13 protein-coding genes are annotated in these 15,931 nt (G+C 60.0%); all 13 read left to right on the top strand.

The features are described 5' to 3' along the window. Nucleotide 1: 1 nt before the first annotated feature. Nucleotides 2-1,942 (top strand): excinuclease ABC subunit UvrC, encoded by a 1,941-nt coding sequence (gene uvrC, locus DXB86_RS00655; RefSeq protein ID WP_117735898.1) that lies wholly within the window; start codon nucleotides 2-4, stop codon nucleotides 1,940-1,942. 365 nt (nucleotides 1,943-2,307) lie between these two features. Continuing rightward, nucleotides 2,308-3,921, top strand: coding sequence for an ABC transporter substrate-binding protein (locus tag DXB86_RS00650; RefSeq protein ID WP_117735808.1), 1,614 nt, complete (start codon nucleotides 2,308-2,310; stop codon nucleotides 3,919-3,921). Nucleotides 3,922-4,078: 157 nt separating this feature from the next. Then, nucleotides 4,079-5,035, top strand: coding sequence for an ABC transporter permease (locus tag DXB86_RS00645; protein WP_117735807.1), 957 nt, complete (start codon nucleotides 4,079-4,081; stop codon nucleotides 5,033-5,035). Nucleotides 5,036-5,038: 3 nt separating this feature from the next. After that, entirely contained in the window at nucleotides 5,039-7,054 is a 2,016-nt protein-coding gene (locus DXB86_RS00640; protein WP_117735806.1) for a dipeptide/oligopeptide/nickel ABC transporter permease/ATP-binding protein, read from the top strand. Then, nucleotides 7,055-7,882 (top strand): ABC transporter ATP-binding protein, encoded by an 828-nt coding sequence (locus DXB86_RS00635; RefSeq protein WP_006236159.1) that lies wholly within the window; start codon nucleotides 7,055-7,057, stop codon nucleotides 7,880-7,882. It abuts the gene before it with no gap. An 80-nt stretch (nucleotides 7,883-7,962) separates the two neighbouring features. Beyond that, complete coding sequence (locus DXB86_RS00630; RefSeq protein ID WP_117735805.1) at nucleotides 7,963-8,940, top strand: acetylxylan esterase; 978 nt, start codon at nucleotides 7,963-7,965, stop codon at nucleotides 8,938-8,940. Beyond that, on the top strand, nucleotides 8,933-9,784 hold the full coding sequence (locus DXB86_RS00625; RefSeq protein WP_117735804.1) for an acetylxylan esterase: 852 nt from the start codon (nucleotides 8,933-8,935) through the stop codon (nucleotides 9,782-9,784). The genes DXB86_RS00630 and DXB86_RS00625 overlap by 8 nt, the downstream gene beginning before the upstream one ends. 68 nt (nucleotides 9,785-9,852) lie before the next feature. Continuing rightward, nucleotides 9,853-10,773 (top strand): dihydrodipicolinate synthase family protein, encoded by a 921-nt coding sequence (locus tag DXB86_RS00620; protein WP_089573615.1) that lies wholly within the window; start codon nucleotides 9,853-9,855, stop codon nucleotides 10,771-10,773. A 172-nt stretch (nucleotides 10,774-10,945) separates the two neighbouring features. Beyond that, nucleotides 10,946-11,911 carry an ROK family protein gene (locus tag DXB86_RS00615; protein ID WP_022094876.1) on the top strand — a complete coding sequence of 322 codons (966 nt, stop codon included), beginning with the start codon at nucleotides 10,946-10,948 and terminating at the stop codon, nucleotides 11,909-11,911. Nucleotides 11,912-11,981: 70 nt separating this feature from the next. Further along, complete coding sequence (locus tag DXB86_RS00610; protein WP_022094877.1) at nucleotides 11,982-12,668, top strand: N-acetylmannosamine-6-phosphate 2-epimerase; 687 nt, start codon at nucleotides 11,982-11,984, stop codon at nucleotides 12,666-12,668. A gap of 101 nt (nucleotides 12,669-12,769) precedes the next feature. Beyond that, a complete protein-coding gene (gene rapZ / locus DXB86_RS00605; protein WP_022094878.1) occupies nucleotides 12,770-13,690 on the top strand; it encodes an RNase adapter RapZ in 921 nt (306 codons plus the stop codon). Between the two features lie 6 nt (nucleotides 13,691-13,696). Next, entirely contained in the window at nucleotides 13,697-14,626 is a 930-nt protein-coding gene (gene whiA, locus DXB86_RS00600) for a DNA-binding protein WhiA (RefSeq protein ID WP_035138886.1), read from the top strand. Between the two features lie 193 nt (nucleotides 14,627-14,819). Continuing rightward, entirely contained in the window at nucleotides 14,820-15,845 is a 1,026-nt protein-coding gene (gene gap, locus DXB86_RS00595) for a type I glyceraldehyde-3-phosphate dehydrogenase (protein WP_099431436.1), read from the top strand. Nucleotides 15,846-15,931 lie beyond the last annotated feature (86 nt).

Below are 15,931 nucleotides of genomic sequence, written 5' to 3'. Positions count from 1 at the left end.
CGTGACCGGTCACGACAACATTCCAACGCTTGCCGAGCAGGTTTCGCGCGTTCCCACGCAGCCCGGCTGCTACCTTTGGAAAGACGCCAAGGGCGATGTCATCTACGTGGGCAAGGCGAAAAACCTGCGCGCCCGTATGCGTCAGTACGTGACGCTGCAGGACGAGCGCCAGAAGATCCCGCTGATGATGCAGCTGGTGGCGAGTTTTGACTATATCGTGGTGGAGACCGAGCACGAGGCGTTGGTGCTCGAGCGCAATTTGATTGGTCAGTACCATCCGTACTTTAACGTCGACCTCAAGGATGACAAGAGCTACCCCTTTATCGCCATTACAAAGGGCGACCTGTATCCCGCTATCAAATACACGCGTGAGCGTCATAAGCCGGGAACGCGCTATTTTGGACCTTATACCGATAGCCGCGCGGCACGTGAGACGATAGATACGCTGCGCAAGGTTATCCCCATCTGCTCCGCATCCTGTGCGGAGTGGCGTCGTTGTCGCCGTATCGTCGAGTCCCACAAGGGCGAGGAAGACATCGTCAATATGATTTGCGCGCAAAACGGGCGCCCCTGCTTCGACTATCATGTCGGGCGCGGCCCGGGTGCGTGTGTCGGCGCGATTTCCCCGGCAGACTATGCCAAGAACGTCAAGCGTGTCGAACGTTTTTTGTCGGGCCATCGCAAGGACGTCGTCGACGAGCTGACATCCGAGATGACGGAGGCCGCCGAGGCGCTCGATTTTGAGCGCGCCGCCCGCGTCAAACGTCGTTTGGAGGTCATCAGGGGTCTGGACGATCGTCAGCAAGTCGTTTTTCCCTCCAGTGTCGATATCGATGTCATCGGTTTCTATCGCGAGGAGACCATCTCCGCCGCTTGCGTCTTCGTCGTTCGCGAGGGCCGAACAGTTCGCACCTGCGAGTTCATTCTCGACAAGGGTCTTGATGTTGACGAGGAAGAGCTCCAGTCGGGCTTTCTTAAGCGCTATTACGACGAGACGGCTGATATTCCAGCTGAGGTCAACCTTTCCGTCGAGCTTGAGGATGCGGAGGCGCTGGGGGAGTGGCTTGCGGGCAAGCGTGAGCGTTCCTGCCATCTCCATAGGCCGCAGCGTGGCGAAAAGCACCGTCTGCTCGATATGGCATCCAAAAATGCGCGCCATGCCCTCATGCGCTACATGATGCGAACGGGGTACGCTGACGACCGCACCAATCAAGCGCTCCTGGAGCTCGAAAGTGCGTTGGCGCTGCCATCGCCGCCGTTGCGTATCGAGTGCTTCGATATCTCGACGCTGCATGGCACCTTTACGGTCGCCTCGATGGTGGTGTTTACCAACGGGCGCGCCGACAAGAGCCAGTATCGTCGTTTTAAAATCCAGGCCGAATTGGACGAGGCAAACGACTTCGTGTCGATGTCCGAGGTTTTGGGACGACGCTATGCTCCCGAGCGCATGGCCGACGAGCGCTTTGGCTCGCGCCCCGATTTGCTCGTTGTCGATGGCGGTAAGCCGCAATTGACCGCTGCGATCAAGCAACTTGAGGCTCTTGGGCTCGATATACCAGTTTGTGGCTTGGCGAAGGCCGATGAGGAAGTTTTTGTGCCTTGGGACGAGACTCCCGTCGTGCTGCCGACCGGGTCCGCGTCGCTCTATCTAATTAAACAGGTGCGCGATGAATCGCACCGTTTTGCCATCACGTTCCATCGCGAATTGCGCGATAAAGCCATGACGGTTTCGGTACTCGATGACGTTCCAGGCGTGGGACCCACCAGAAAACGTGCCCTTATGCGCCATTTTGGCTCGATGAAGCGTTTGCGCGCGGCGAGCGAGCAAGAGATCGCGGAAGTTCGAGGCATTCCTGCCGATGTCGCCAAAGCGGTTCACGAGGCGCTCGTTGCATGGAATGCCGAGCGCGCCGAGGCGGCGGCAAAGCAATCCGAAAACTAAACACGCCTCTAAACCACTGATATACATGATTGCGTGATTTTCAATCATGTATTTCGCGGCGATTACCTGCAGATTTCGGGTTTTATTAACGCTAAAACGTTTGACTAACCATGGTGAATAACACTGCTATCCTGCGGGTTGACGAAGACTGATATCTCACCTCGTCGATACATACTGTCTGTCGAATCGTTTGTCAATGAATTCGGCGAACGGTAGTAAATACCGTTCAAGCGGATGTATGTATCGGTCGCCGAGCGCGGCACCTCACTTGGGTTCGTCGGTAGGTAAGGTATATATCGTCCGCAAGTTGCGCGGGGGCACGTCTAGGTGCTCCCGGGTAAGATTCTCTATTGATAGGAGAAGACATGGCCATCATCAACAAGGGTATGTCCAGGCGTTCGTTCCTCGGCCTCACCGGCAGCGTCGCTGCTGTCGCAGGGCTTGGTCTCACCGGCTGCGGTGGCAGCTCTAGCGACGAGGGTTCCGCTTTCGGTTCCACCGATTCCGCCAACCGTGGCGGCGGCGTGATCACCGCTGGTTCCGCTTACGCTCCGTCCAGCTTCGATCCCGCCAGCACCGGCTCCGCTGTGGGCCTGGGTGCTAACTGGCACGTCGTCGAGGGCCTCTATGGCATCGATTACCACGACTACAGCACCTTCAACGAGCTCGCCACCGACGATCCCAAGTCTGTGGACGACACCACTTTCGAGGTCACCATCCGCAAGGGCGCCAAGTTCTCCGATGGCACCGAGGTCACCGCTGACGATGTCGTCGCTTCCTACACCGCTTGCGCCGCTTCTGCTACGTATGCTCCGTTCTTCCAGCCCTTCGAGTCCATCGAGGCCAAGGACGCCAGCACCGTGACGGTCAAGACCAAGGTCCCCAACTTCTCCCTGCTCAAGGATCGTCTGGCCATCGTCCGCGTTACCCCGGCCACCCAGACCGAGGAGGATCGCGCCAAGCAGCCGATCGGCTCCGGCCCCTGGATGTACGACTCTATCTCCGATACCGAGATCACCCTGGTTCCCAACCCCGAGTACAACGGTGAGTATGCTGCCGAGGATAAGAAGATCCAGTACAGCATCCTGACCGACCCCACCGCTCGCGTTACCGCTCAGCAGGAGGGCTCCACGCTCGTTATGGAGCTCGTTACCGCTGACGCCGTCGACCAGCTCGAGAGCGCCGGCTGCAAGATCGATAACGTTCAGGGTTTCGGCACCCGCTTCATCATGTTCAACGTCGCCAAGGGGCCTTGGAACAACGTCAAGGTCCGTCAGGCTGTCATGTATGCACTCGACACCGAGAAGATGGTCAGCAACACCTTCGCCGGCCTTGCCACCGCTGCCAGCTGCTACCTGCCCAAGAGCTTCACCAACTATCATGAGGCTTCCACGGTGTATAAGACCGACGCCAAGAAGGCCAAGAAGCTCATCGAGGAGTCTGGCATCACCCCGGGTGCCATCACCCTGCGCACCACCGACAACGAGCAGATCAAGGGCATGGCCGCCCAGGTCAAGAACGACCTCGACGCTCTCGGCTTCGATGTGACCATCCAGACCGATACCTCGCCGGCCACCTACGCTGCCATCGACGGCGGCGAGGCCTACGATATCCTCCTTGCCCCTGGCGATCCTTCCTGCTTCGGCGCCGACCCCGACCTGCTGCTTAACTGGTGGTACGGCGACAACGTCTGGATGCAGACCCGTTGCCCGTGGAAGGAGTCCGCTGAGTGGCAGAAGCTCCACAGTCTCATGGACGAGGCTCTTGCCGCCGAGGGCGACGAGCAGCAGAAGAAGTGGAACGAGTGCTTCGACATCATTGCCGACAACGCTGTTCTGTACCCCGTTGTCCACGTCAAGACCGTCTCCGCTTCCTGGGACGATCCGTCCACTGCGCCCAACGGCGAGGCCCTCGATGGCTTCAAGGGCATCGGCACGACGAGCATGTCCTTCAGGGGCGTCGCGACCGTCAAGGCGTAAGGCTCGCTTGAGTCTGTATGCAGGATGTCGGTCGTTGGGACCGTATCCTCATAGTTGAAACAAAGACCCGGGCGGCAACGATGTCGCTCGGGTCTTGTAATGAGTATCCGTACTCATATACCAGTTGGTCCTACCGACAAAAGAAAGGGGAGAGAACGTGAACAACTTGCTACGTTTGATTGGAAGGCGTCTCGTGGCGCTGCCGATCATGGCATTGGGCGTCACCGTCCTGGTGTTCTTCCTTATGTCGTTCTCCAAGACCGACCCCGCCTATACGGCGTTGGGTGACGGTGCCTCGCCCGAGGCGGTTGCCGAGTACCATGAGAAGTATGGTCTGGACGACCCCTGGCCCGTGCGCTACGTGCGCTACATGGGCGATCTGATCCATGGCGACATGGGCACCTATGGTGCTGCTCGCAACTCCGTTGCCAAGCGCATCTCCACTGCCCTGCCCGTCACGATGCAGCTGACCTTCATCGGTCTTGCCATCGGCGCGGTCGTTTCGTTTTTACTCGGCGTCATCGCGGCACTGTATCGCGACAGATGGCCGGACCAAGTGATCCGCGTCTTCTCCATCGCCGGCTTGGCAACCCCGTCGTTCTGGCTTGCCGTTCTGTTGATTCTGCTGTTCTCTTCCTACCTTAAGGTGCTTCCGGCGTCCGGTGCTCTGCCTCACTTCACCACCAACCCGGCTGGCTATCTGGGACGTATGATCATGCCCGCCATTGCTCTTGCCTTCCCGCTGACGGGTCAGATGACTCGTATCGTGCGTACGGCCATGGTCGAGGAGCTCGACAAGGACTATGTCCGTATGGCTCGCGGCGCCGGCGTTCCCGAGAAGGTCGTCGTCGGCATCAACGTACTTCGCAATGCGCTGATCACCCCGGTCACCACCCTCGGTCTTAAGATCGGTTACCTCATGGGCGGCGCCGTCGTCATCGAGGTTATCTTCAACCTCCCCGGCATGGGCACCGCGATCCTGCAGGGCGTTCAGGGCAACGAGGCGAACCTGGTTCAGGGCGTCGTCATCGTCGTTGCTCTTGCCTTCATCATCATCAACATCGTGGTTGACATGCTCTACCTGCTCATCAACCCGCGCATCAGGACGGTGTAGATTATGGTAAAGATTCGAGAGAAGCAAACCGAGCAGCTCGAGAAGGCTGCCTCCAAGGGGCTCAAGCTCGGTGGCTGGAAGAAGATGACGCTGTCTTCTAAGATTGCCGCCGTCGTGCTGGCGCTGGTCGCCCTGACCGCGATTCTGGCGCCCCTTCTTGCCCCCTATAGCCCGGTCGAGATCTTTACGGCTCGCCAGGCTCCCGGCAACGGATTTATCTTCGGTACCGACGATAAGGGTCGCGACATTCTGTCGCGCATGCTCTACGGTGGTCGTTACTCGCTGATTATCGGCTTTGGCGCCACTGCCATGGCTCTGGTCTGCGGCTCGGTCGTGGGCGCCCTTGCGGCGGTTTCGCGCAAGGCCGTTTCCGAGACGATCATGCGTATCCTGGACATCATCATGTCTATCCCGGGCATCGCCCTCGCGGCCGTCTTCGTCTCCATCCTGGGCAACTCCGTGCCGTCGATCATCTTCGCCATCGGCTTTATGTACACTCCGCAGATTGCCCGTATCGTGCGCGCCAACATCGTGTCCGAGTACGGAGAGGACTATGTCCGCGCGGTCATCGTTTCCGGCGCCAAGGCTCCGTGGATTTTGATCAAGCATGTTCTGCGTAACTGCATCGCCCCGATCATGGTCTTCACCGTTACCCTGGTCGCCGACGCCATCATCTTCGAGGCCTCGCTGACCTTCATCGGCGCTGGTATCCAGGAGCCCACCGCTACCTGGGGCAACATCCTCGCCGACGCCCGCGGCGGCGTGCTCGCCGGCCGTTGGTGGCAGGCACTGTTCCCGGGCCTGGCCATCATGATCACCTGCCTGGCGCTCAACATCCTCTCCGAGGGCATTACCGACGCCATGGCCGCTGCTCCCTCCGCCGCCCTGGATCCGACCGACTCCTCCAAGCGTCGCGAGGCCGACCTGCTGGTCTCCGACCCCGTTCGCGCCTACAAGGAGCAGGCCCAGTCCCTCTCCGCTCGCCTTGGCGCCCTGCGCGATGTCGAGCTCAAGCGTGACGATCGCCATGTGCCTGACGAGTCTGTCGAACCGATTCTCTCGGTCCGTGACTTCTGCATTCAGTTTGAGCACCACGGCGATATCAACGTCGTCGACCATGTCAACTTTGACGTCCGTCCTGGTCAGACCATGGGCCTGGTGGGCGAGTCCGGTTGCGGCAAGTCCATCACCACGCTGGCCATCATGGGCCTGACCGACGACGATGAGCACCTTTCCGGCGAGGTCCTCTGGGAGGGCCGAGACCTGCTCAAGATGAGCAAGAAGGAGTGGTTCGGCCTGCGCGGTACCGATATCGCTATGGTCTATCAGGACGCCCTGTCCTCGCTCAACCCCTCCATGCTCATCTCTGCCCAGATGAAGCAGCTCACCAAGCGCGGCGGCACCCGCAGCGCCGAGGAGCTCCTGGAGCTCGTGGGCCTCGACCCCAAGCGTACGCTCGAGAGCTACCCGCATGAGCTTTCTGGTGGCCAGCGTCAGCGTGTTCTGATTGCTATGGCCCTTACCCGCGACCCCAAGCTGGTCATCTGCGACGAGCCCACGACCGCTCTGGACGTTACCGTCCAGAAGCAGGTCATCAAGCTGCTCAACGACCTTCAGGCCAAGCTCGGCTTTGCCATGATCTTCGTCTCGCATGACCTGGCGCTGGTCGCCGAGGTCGCCCATAACATCACGGTTATGTACGCCGGTCAGGTCATCGAGCAGGCACCCACCAAGGAGCTGCTCACTAACCCGATCCACGAGTACACCCGCGGTCTTCTGGGCTCCGTTCTGTCCATCGAGAGCGGTTCGGGCCGTCTGCACCAGGTGCCCGGCGCCGTTCCGAGCCCGCGCGATTTCCCCAAGGGCGATCGCTTCGCGCCCCGCTCGAGCCATCCGCGCATTGGCCTGGACACCCGTCCGGTCTTCAAGCGCGTGCCCGGCACCGAGCACTTCTATTCCGAGCTCCCCGACGAGGTGCTCAAGGCAAATGGTTTGACCCCTCACGCGGAGGTGATGTAGATGAGCGAGACCGCAGTCAACGGCGTCGAGCCGATCATCTTCCTTGATGACGTCCACGTCACCTTTAGGACCCGTACCGGCTCGATTCTGCACCCCAACCTGGTTCACGCCGTCCAGGGTGTAACGATTAAGCTCATGCCCGGCCAGACGATCGGCATCGTTGGCGAGTCCGGTTGCGGTAAGTCCACCACCGCCAACGTCATGTGCGGCCTGCAGGCCCCCACGAGCGGCAAGGTCTACTTTAAGGGCAAGGACGTTACCAAACGTACCGCCGAGGACCGTCGCCACATGGGTCGCGTCATCTCGGTCGTGTTCCAGAACCCGGCCACGGCGCTCAACCCCCGCATGGTCGTTCGCGAGCAGCTGCTCGACCCCATGCGCGTCCACAACTTGGGCACCGAAGCCGAGCAGGAGAAGCGCGTCAAGGAACTCCTGGAGCTCACCGGTCTGCCCAGCTCCGCCGCCGAGGTTCTTCCCGGCCAGCTTTCGGGCGGCCAGCGCCAGCGCGTCGCAATTGCCCGTGCCCTGTCGCTGAACCCCGATGCCATCATCGCCGACGAGCCCACCTCGGCTCTGGACGTTTCGGTCCGCGCGCAGATTCTGAACCTGCTGACCGACCTTAAGAAGGAGCTCGGCCTGGCCATGGTGTTCATCAGCCATGACATCCAGACGGTCCGCTATATCTCTGACGACATCATCGTTATGAATGGCGGCAAGATCGTCGAGCAGGGCGAGGCCAAGCAGGTCTTCCAGCACCCCCAGGACCCCTACACCAAGATGCTGCTCGGCGCTGCGCCGTCGCTGCTGCATCCCAAGCTCGGCGAGTAGTCTCGCTTTCCCTCCCGTGCGCCCGGTTCCCTTGCCGGGCGCACCTCCGTTGCGATTTCGAAAGGTTGGGTTCACGAGCCATGCCAAGTGCTCAGGAGCTACAACATCAATTTGGTGAATATCGAGGCGCCATGCCCCGTCCATCAGATTTCGATCTCTTTTGGAAGGACCGCATGGCCGAGGCCGACGCCGTCGAGCTCGACTACGCGATTGAGGCGGCTTCGGTCACCGATGCTGTGACCTGCCAGCTTTTCGACCTCTGGTATACCGGCATGTGTGGCGCCCGCCTGCATGCCAAGTATCTCAAGCCGGTTTCGGACGAGCCCGTGCCATTGGTACTTCAGTTCCATGGATATCCGGGTGCAAGCCGCAGCTGGTTTGAGCAGGCGTCGTTTGCGGGCATGGGCATGGCACTCATCGCCCTCGACTGCCCCGGTCAAGGAGGTCCCTCCGAGGACATTGGTGGATTTGAGGGCACAACGGTCGCGGGCCATATCGTCGCCGGTATCGACGGCGACCCGGCCAACCTCTACTATGTCCGCTTGCACCAAGATATTCGCATCCTGTGCCGCATCGTTCGCGAGCTCGAGGGCATCGATCTTGCCCGTGTGTTTGTGAACGGCGCGTCGCAGGGCGGCGGTTTGGGCATTGCGACCTGTGCACTTAACAGCGAGCTTATCAATCGCGCCGCCATCCTCTATCCCTTCCTGTCAGATTTCCGCCTGGTCTGGGATTTGGATGCCGACGACATCGCCTACGAGGGCCTGCGCTATTGGTCTCGCTGGTTTGACGAGGACTCGACTCGTATTGACGAAGCCTATGCCAAGCTGGCGTACTTCGATTCCAAGAACTTTGCCCCCATGGTCAAATGCCCCGTGCTGTTTGGCACCGGCACAGCCGATACCGTCTGTCCGCCAGCGACGCAGTTTGCGGTCTATAACAACCTGACCTGTGAAAAGCGTCATGAGTTCTTTGAAGGCTTTGGCCACGAGGAGATTCAGGATTTTGACGATCTGATCATTCCGTTTTTCTGCAAGGGAGGGGAGGCTCATGTCTAAGTGCGAGAGCAATGTCGGCGAGCTGATTGTCTCCGACCTTGTGGGGATTCCCGGGACGGTTTCGTCAAGGCTCTCTGAATATCGGGACTGGCACGGTGATGTTCAGGCAGATGTTTCTGATTTGGAGACATGTGCTTCGAATCTTGAGATTCAAGGCCTGGCCATTACGGCGATTGACTTTGTTAACCCCTGCGCCCGTTACTCGGAGGTCTCCTTTGAGCTCGGTGACGATGCGATTCACGCTCGTTTGATCGAGCCTGTCGGTCGTGCCCGAGTTTCTGAGCGCGTGCCGCTGTGCCTGATGTTTCACGACATCGACCGACCCGTGCGGGGATGGCATCACATGACGAGGTTTGCGGCCATGGGATATGCCGTGCTTGCGCTGGACGATGAGGCGATTGGACCCAGCGATCTGCGGCAGGGGATTACCTCGCCTGCTTTTGTCAGGCGCGTCCGTTGGGGCTGCGCGTTGGCGGAGGTCGCGCGCAATCTTGATGGCATGGACCCCGACCGCATCTTTGCATGGGGCGAGGGTCTTGGCGGCGGAGTCGCGCTGGCGGTTTCTGCTCTGGACGAGCGGGGCCTCGCCCGCACGGCGGTTGCCAATCCGCTTCCTGGCGGCCTCGAGGTGCTGTCGTCTCGGGTGCGCGGATCGGTGCTCATGGGCACATCGCTTATGGATACCGTGAGCGATCCCAAGGATCAGTTTGCCGTATTCAACGGTCTTGAGTGTGACCGGAGGCATATCATCTATGCAAAATACGCTCACGAGCGCATCAATGCGTTCGAAAACGAAGTCGTAGACTTTTTTAACCAAACGTTCCACTCGTGTTCTTTGGCCTAGACGGCCTGGACACTGCCAACAAGAGTGGGTGGCATAGGGCCGCCCGCCAGACAACTAAGGAGATTCTTGTGGCAACTCAGAAATTCACCGGCGTTATCCCTCCCGTCGTTGTTCCCGATACCGAAGATCACCAGCTCGATGTTGCCTCCTTTGAGCGCAGCATCAACCGCATGATCGATGCCGGCGTCGATGGCCTGTTCTTCTTGGGCTCTTCGGGTGAGGTCGTTTTCTCCACCGACGAGCGTCGTCGCCAGATCATCGCCGAGGCCGTCCGCATCGTCGACCACCGCGTGCCTGTTCTGGTCGGCATCATCGATACCGAGACCGAGCGCATGATTGAGCACGGCAAGGTCGCTCAGGAGCTGGGCGCCGATGCCCTCGTCGCCACCTGCCCGTTCTATGCCCTGCAGGGCATGACCGAGGTCGAGGAGCACTTCCGCATCCTGCACGAGGAGCTTGACCTGCCCATCTTTGCCTATGACATCCCCGTCTGCGTTCACACCAAGCTCCCCTGGAAGCTCCTTGCCAAGCTCGGCGCCGAGGGCGTCCTTGCTGGCGTCAAGGATTCCTCGGGTGATGACATCTCGTTCCGCTACCTCGTTCAGGAGAACGAGAAGAACGGCCATCCGATGAGCATCCTCACCGGCCACGAGGTTGTTGTCGACGGCGCTTACCTCGGTGGCGCCGACGGCTCTGTCCCGGGTCTCGCCAACGTTGAGCCCGAGGGCTACGTTCGTCAGTGGAAGGCCGCTCAGGCTGGTGACTGGGCTACCGTCAAGGCCGAGCAGGATCGCCTCAATGAGATTTCGCACATCTGGGATGTCACCTCGGGCGTCCAGGGCTATGCCGGTGGCGTCGGCGCCTTCAAGACCGCTATGAACCTCATGGGTATCTTCGACAGCCCGACCATGCCGCGCCCGGTGAAGGCCATGACCGGCGAGAACGTCGAGGCTATTAGGAAGGTCCTCCAGGACAACGGCCTCCTGTAAAGCTTTCCCAGGCACCCGACCTCGCCGTTCAACCGTGTGGCCATGACTATTAGGTCAATGGCCACACGGTTTCTCGGCGATCTTGGGCACCAGGAAAACCTTTACTGCGCTGTGACGGCTAGCCTGACGGCGCATTTCCTATAGTTGTTTTTTATCTCCGAAGGAGAGCGACATGGAGAACAAGTACGTCTGTTCTGTCGATATCGGCGGAACTAAGATCGCGACTGCCATCATGGAGTACCCGGCTGACGGTAGTGTGCCCCATCCCGTTTTTGAGGCCGAGGTTCCCACCGAGGCCCAAGAGGGCGGCGAGGCCGTCTTCCAGCGTATCGAGGCGTCCATCAAGGCTGCTCTCGAGGCGAATCCCGATGTCGAGGTCCTTGGCGTCGGTATCGGTGCCGCCGGCGTCGTCGATCCCAAGACGGGCGCCATCGCGTATGCCAATGAGATCATGCCCGGCTGGTCCGGCGTTCAGTTGGGGCCGCGTCTGCGCGAGGATCTCGGTCTTCCCGTTGCCGTTGTAGGCGACGTGCAAGCTCATGCTCTGGGCGAGGCCCACTGGGGCGTCGGCAAGGGCAAGTTCTCCGTCTTGTGTCTTGGCATCGGTACGGGCATCGGCGGCGCATATGTCGAGAACGGCCGCGTAATGCAGGGCTTCCATGGTGCTGCTGGCCATATGGGCCACATCGAGTGCTCGGCTGCCGCCGGCATTCCCTGCGCCTGCGGGCGTTCCGGCCATCTTGAGTCTGTCGCTTCGGGCACTTCCATTGGTCGTATGTACGATGAGCGCTTTGGCCGTGTCGACCCCAGCCGTCCTTCGGTCGGTCGCGATGTGAACGACCTGTGCCGTGCAGGCGACGCAAAGGCGACCGAGGTCATCCATGATGCCGGCTTTGCGTTGGGTGCCAGCTTGGGCTCGCTCGCTAACATCCTGGACCCTGAGGTCATCGTGCTTTCGGGTGGCGTGATTCACCAAGGTCCCGATTGGCGTTCGCAGACGTGGAAGGATTCGGTGCACGAGGGCTATGCCAGCCAGGCGCTCGATCCGCTTCAGGACACGCCGATCCTCATCGGTTCTCTGGAGGGCGATGCTCCGCTCATCGGTGCCGCTGAGCATCTTCTTGCCTCGTTGAAGTAAACGTATCTGCTGTAGGAGCCTCCCGAGACAACACGCCTCGGGAGGCTGTTCTGAGAAAGGTTGCAGCCTTATGACCGTCGATCCTTTGATTCAATCCCTGAAGGGCAAGCTCGTCGTGAGCGTTCAGGCGTATATGGGCGAGCCGCTTCGTACGCCCGAGACCATGGCTCAAATGTCTCGCGCTTGCGAGCTTGGCGGCGCCGCCGCCATTCGCTGTCAGGGCCTTGCCGACATTGCCGCCATTAAGGGTCGCTGTGAGGTTCCTGTTATCGGCTTGTGGAAGGATGGGCACGAGGGCGTTTACATCACGCCGACGCTGCGTCACGCTCGCGCCTGCGTTGCCGCGGGTGCCGATATCGTGGCGATCGATGCCACCGATCGTCCGCGTCCCGATGGCAAGACCGTCGAGGACACCTTCCGTCCGCTGCACGAGGAGGGTGTGCTCCTGATGGCGGATTGTGCCACCATCGAGGACATTCGCCGTGCGGTTGATATGGGCTTCGACCTTGTATCCACCACGCTTTCTCATGGTGTCGCCGCCATCGACTGCACCATGGCCGATGGCCCCGATCTTCCGCTTCTGCGTCAGGCGACCGAGGAATTCCCCGGTCTTCCCATCATCTGCGAGGGCCGTGTGCACACGCCCGAGGAGGCTCGCGCCGCGATCGATGCTGGCGCTTGGGCCGTTGTCGTCGGCACCGCCATCACGCATCCCACGAGTATTACGAGTTGGTTCAAGGCTGCGCTTGAGGCGTAAGACAGGCCTCGTATCCGCTCGGGGCGGTATACTCAATATAGGCAATTGACCGCGCGGGATCCGGGTTGCTGGGTCCCGCGCTTGTTTTCGGGAGGCAACACATGCAAAAGGGAGATGCCATGGATGCGGCGGAGCGCTCGGAGCGCATCCCCGATATCGTCATCATCACCGGAATGTCCGGATCGGGCCGCACGCAGGCCATGCACGTGTTCGAGGACATGGGCTATTTTTGCATCGATAACCTGCCTCCGCGTCTGATCGCCCAGCTTGCCGAGCTCGTCGGCATCAATACGGGCGTGGGCAGGCATCTCGCCGTCACCTGCGATTTGCGTAGCCAGGGACTGTTTGACGAGTTGCTCGATGCGGTCGCCGCGCTCGAAGAACGCGAGATGAGCTGTGACATCGTGTTTCTCGAGGCCTCTGACGAGGTGCTGATCCGTCGTTATAGTGAAAACCGCCGCCGCCATCCCATTGCCAAGCCGGGGGAGACTACGGCCGATGCGATTCAGCGCGAGCGCCTGCAGCTGCAGGGCGTTCGCGACCGAGCTGACATGATTATCGATACGAGCCGCTTGCGCACCTCTGCTCTGCGCAACAAATTGCGCATGGCGTTCTCCGAGTTGTCCGACCAGCAGCTCATGGACGTTCACGTGTTCTCGTTTGGCTTTAAGCACGGTATGCCCGTCGAGGCGGACATTATGATCGACGTTCGCTTCCTGCCCAATCCGTTCTACGATCCCGAGATGCGCACGATGACCGGTCTCGATAAGAAAGTCTCTGACTTTGTTCTGGACCATCCCAAGACCCAGGAGTTCTGGAAGGCCTGGACGCAGCTGCTCGATACGGTCATGCCCGGCTATATCGCGGAGGGCAAGCCACAGCTTTCTATTGCCATCGGTTGCACGGGCGGTCAACACCGCAGCGTTGCCATCGCCGAGGCCACAGCACGTTATTTGGAAGGCGCCCAGTATCACGTGAGCATTTCTCATCGCGACCTGTCGCGCGCCAACACGAAAGCATAGGCCTGCATGTCGTTTACCGCCGAGGTGCGTGACGAGCTCGCGCGCTGCGAACCCGAATGTGAATACTGCGATTTGTCGACGCTTGCCGCCCTGACGCGTGTGAGCGGTACACTTTCGCTGGCCGGCTCCGGGCGGTATCGTTTGACGGTCGCGACCGAGACGGGTGCCGTCGCGCGCACGATGATCACACTGACGCATCGCATCCTTAAGCTCAAAACGGAATTCACCGTTCGTAAATCGGTCTTGCATAAGGTCCGTAACTATCTCATTACCCTGCCCGATCAACCCGATCTGGACAAGGCTCTGGTGCTGCTGGGCATCCTCGACCGCAGGGGAGGGCTCGTCGCTGGTGTTCCCCGGCACATCGTTGCCCGTCCCTGCTGCAGGCTTGCCTACATCCGCGGCGCGCTCATCGCCGGCGGTTTCGTGGCCGATCCCCGCGGCGACTTTCATTTGGAGATCGCGGTGCAGGGCGAGCAGTATGCCCGGGGACTTTGCGATCTATTGGAGCAGATTGGGGTCCATGCGCGCGTTAACGCGCGGCGCGGGTCCTTTGCCGTCTACATTAAGAGCGCCGAGGAGATCGAGCAGCTTCTAAAGCTGGTCGGCGCCAAGCGCAGCGTTGCCGAGATCGAGGAAGCGCGCGCGGTCAAATTGGTTAAGAACGACGTAAACCGTCGCGTGAATGCCGAGCTGGCCAATCAGACCAGAAGTGCGGGTGCCGCCCAGCATCAGCTTGCGTTGATCGATGAGCTCGAACAGCGGGGTTTACGCGACACGCTTCCGGACGCCTTAGCAGTCTTTTGCGACCTGCGCGAGCGCTATCCCGATCTGTCACTGCGCGATCTGGGGGAGATGGCTGACCCTCCCTTGTCGAAGTCGGCCCTCTACCATCGAGTTTTGAGGCTTGAAAAGCTCATTGAAGCAAACAGGTAGTTGAGCGAAACTGCTTATATAGGGATTGAACTGCTGTTTTACTCTTTAAAACGTTTTAACGTAAATTTGATTTTCAATTTCGAGCATTCTCGTGAAATTCAAGTCAAAAAAAAGGTATATTAGGCGAGTGGTTAGTTTGTGGGCCTCAACGGCGGGCGCTGTAGCTCGCGGGGGCCTTACGAAAGGAGACACAATGGCAGTAAAGGTTGCTATTAACGGCTTCGGTCGCATCGGTCGTCTGGCTTTCCGTCAGATGTTCGGTCATGAGGGCTCCGAGATCGTCGCTATCAACGACCTCACCTCTCCCGATATGCTCGCTTACCTGCTGAAGTACGACTCCACGCAGGGCAACTACGCTCGCGATCACGAGGTCGTTGCTGGCGAGGATTCCATCACCGTTGACGGCAAGGAGATCAAGATCTACAAGGAGGCCGACGCCAACAACCTGCCTTGGGGCGACCTCGACGTCGACGTCGTTCTCGAGTGCACCGGCTTCTACACCAGCAAGGCTAAGGCTCAGGCCCACATCAACGCTGGCGCCAAGAAGGTCGTTATCTCCGCTCCGGCCGGCAGCGATCTGCCCACCATCGTGTACAACGTCAACCACGAGACGCTGACCGCTGAGGACAACATCATCTCCGCTGCTTCCTGCACCACCAACTGCCTTGCCCCGATGGCCAAGGGTCTGAACGACTTCGCTCCCATCGTGTCCGGCATCATGACCACCATTCACGCCTGGACCGGCGACCAGATGCCGCTCGACGGCCCGCAGCGCAAGGGCAACAAGCGTCGTAGCCGCGCCTGCGCCGTCAACATCGTCCCCAACACCACCGGTGCTGCCAAGGCTATCGGCCTGGTTCTCCCCGAGCTCAACGGTAAGCTCATCGGTGCCGCCCAGCGCGTCCCGACGCCGACCGGCTCCATCACCAACCTCTACGCTGTCGTTGACAAGAAGGTCACCGTCGACGAGGTCAACGCCGCTATGAAGGCCTACGCTTCCACCATCTCCGAGACCTTCGGTTACAACGAGGACGACATCGTCTCCACCGACATCATCGGCGAGACCCACGGCTCCATCTTCGACGCCACTCAGACCATGTGCTCTGACCTCGGCAACGGCCAGACCCTCGTTCAGGTCACCTCTTGGTACGACAACGAGAACTCCTACACCTCTCAGATGGTCCGCACCATCAAGTACTTCGAGAAGTTCGTTGCTTAATTTAGCTTTTAGCGAATAGCTCGTTGAGCGTCTAAAGAAGGGCGCGGCCTCATAGGGCTTACACCCTAGGGTCGTGCCCTTTTTAT

The sequence above is a fragment of the Collinsella sp. OM06-18AC genome (assembly GCF_003438785.1).
Taxonomy (GTDB): Bacteria; Actinomycetota; Coriobacteriia; order Coriobacteriales; family Coriobacteriaceae; genus Collinsella.
Note: the sequence above shows the minus strand (reverse complement) of the source record. Positions and strands in the feature narration are given on the sequence as shown.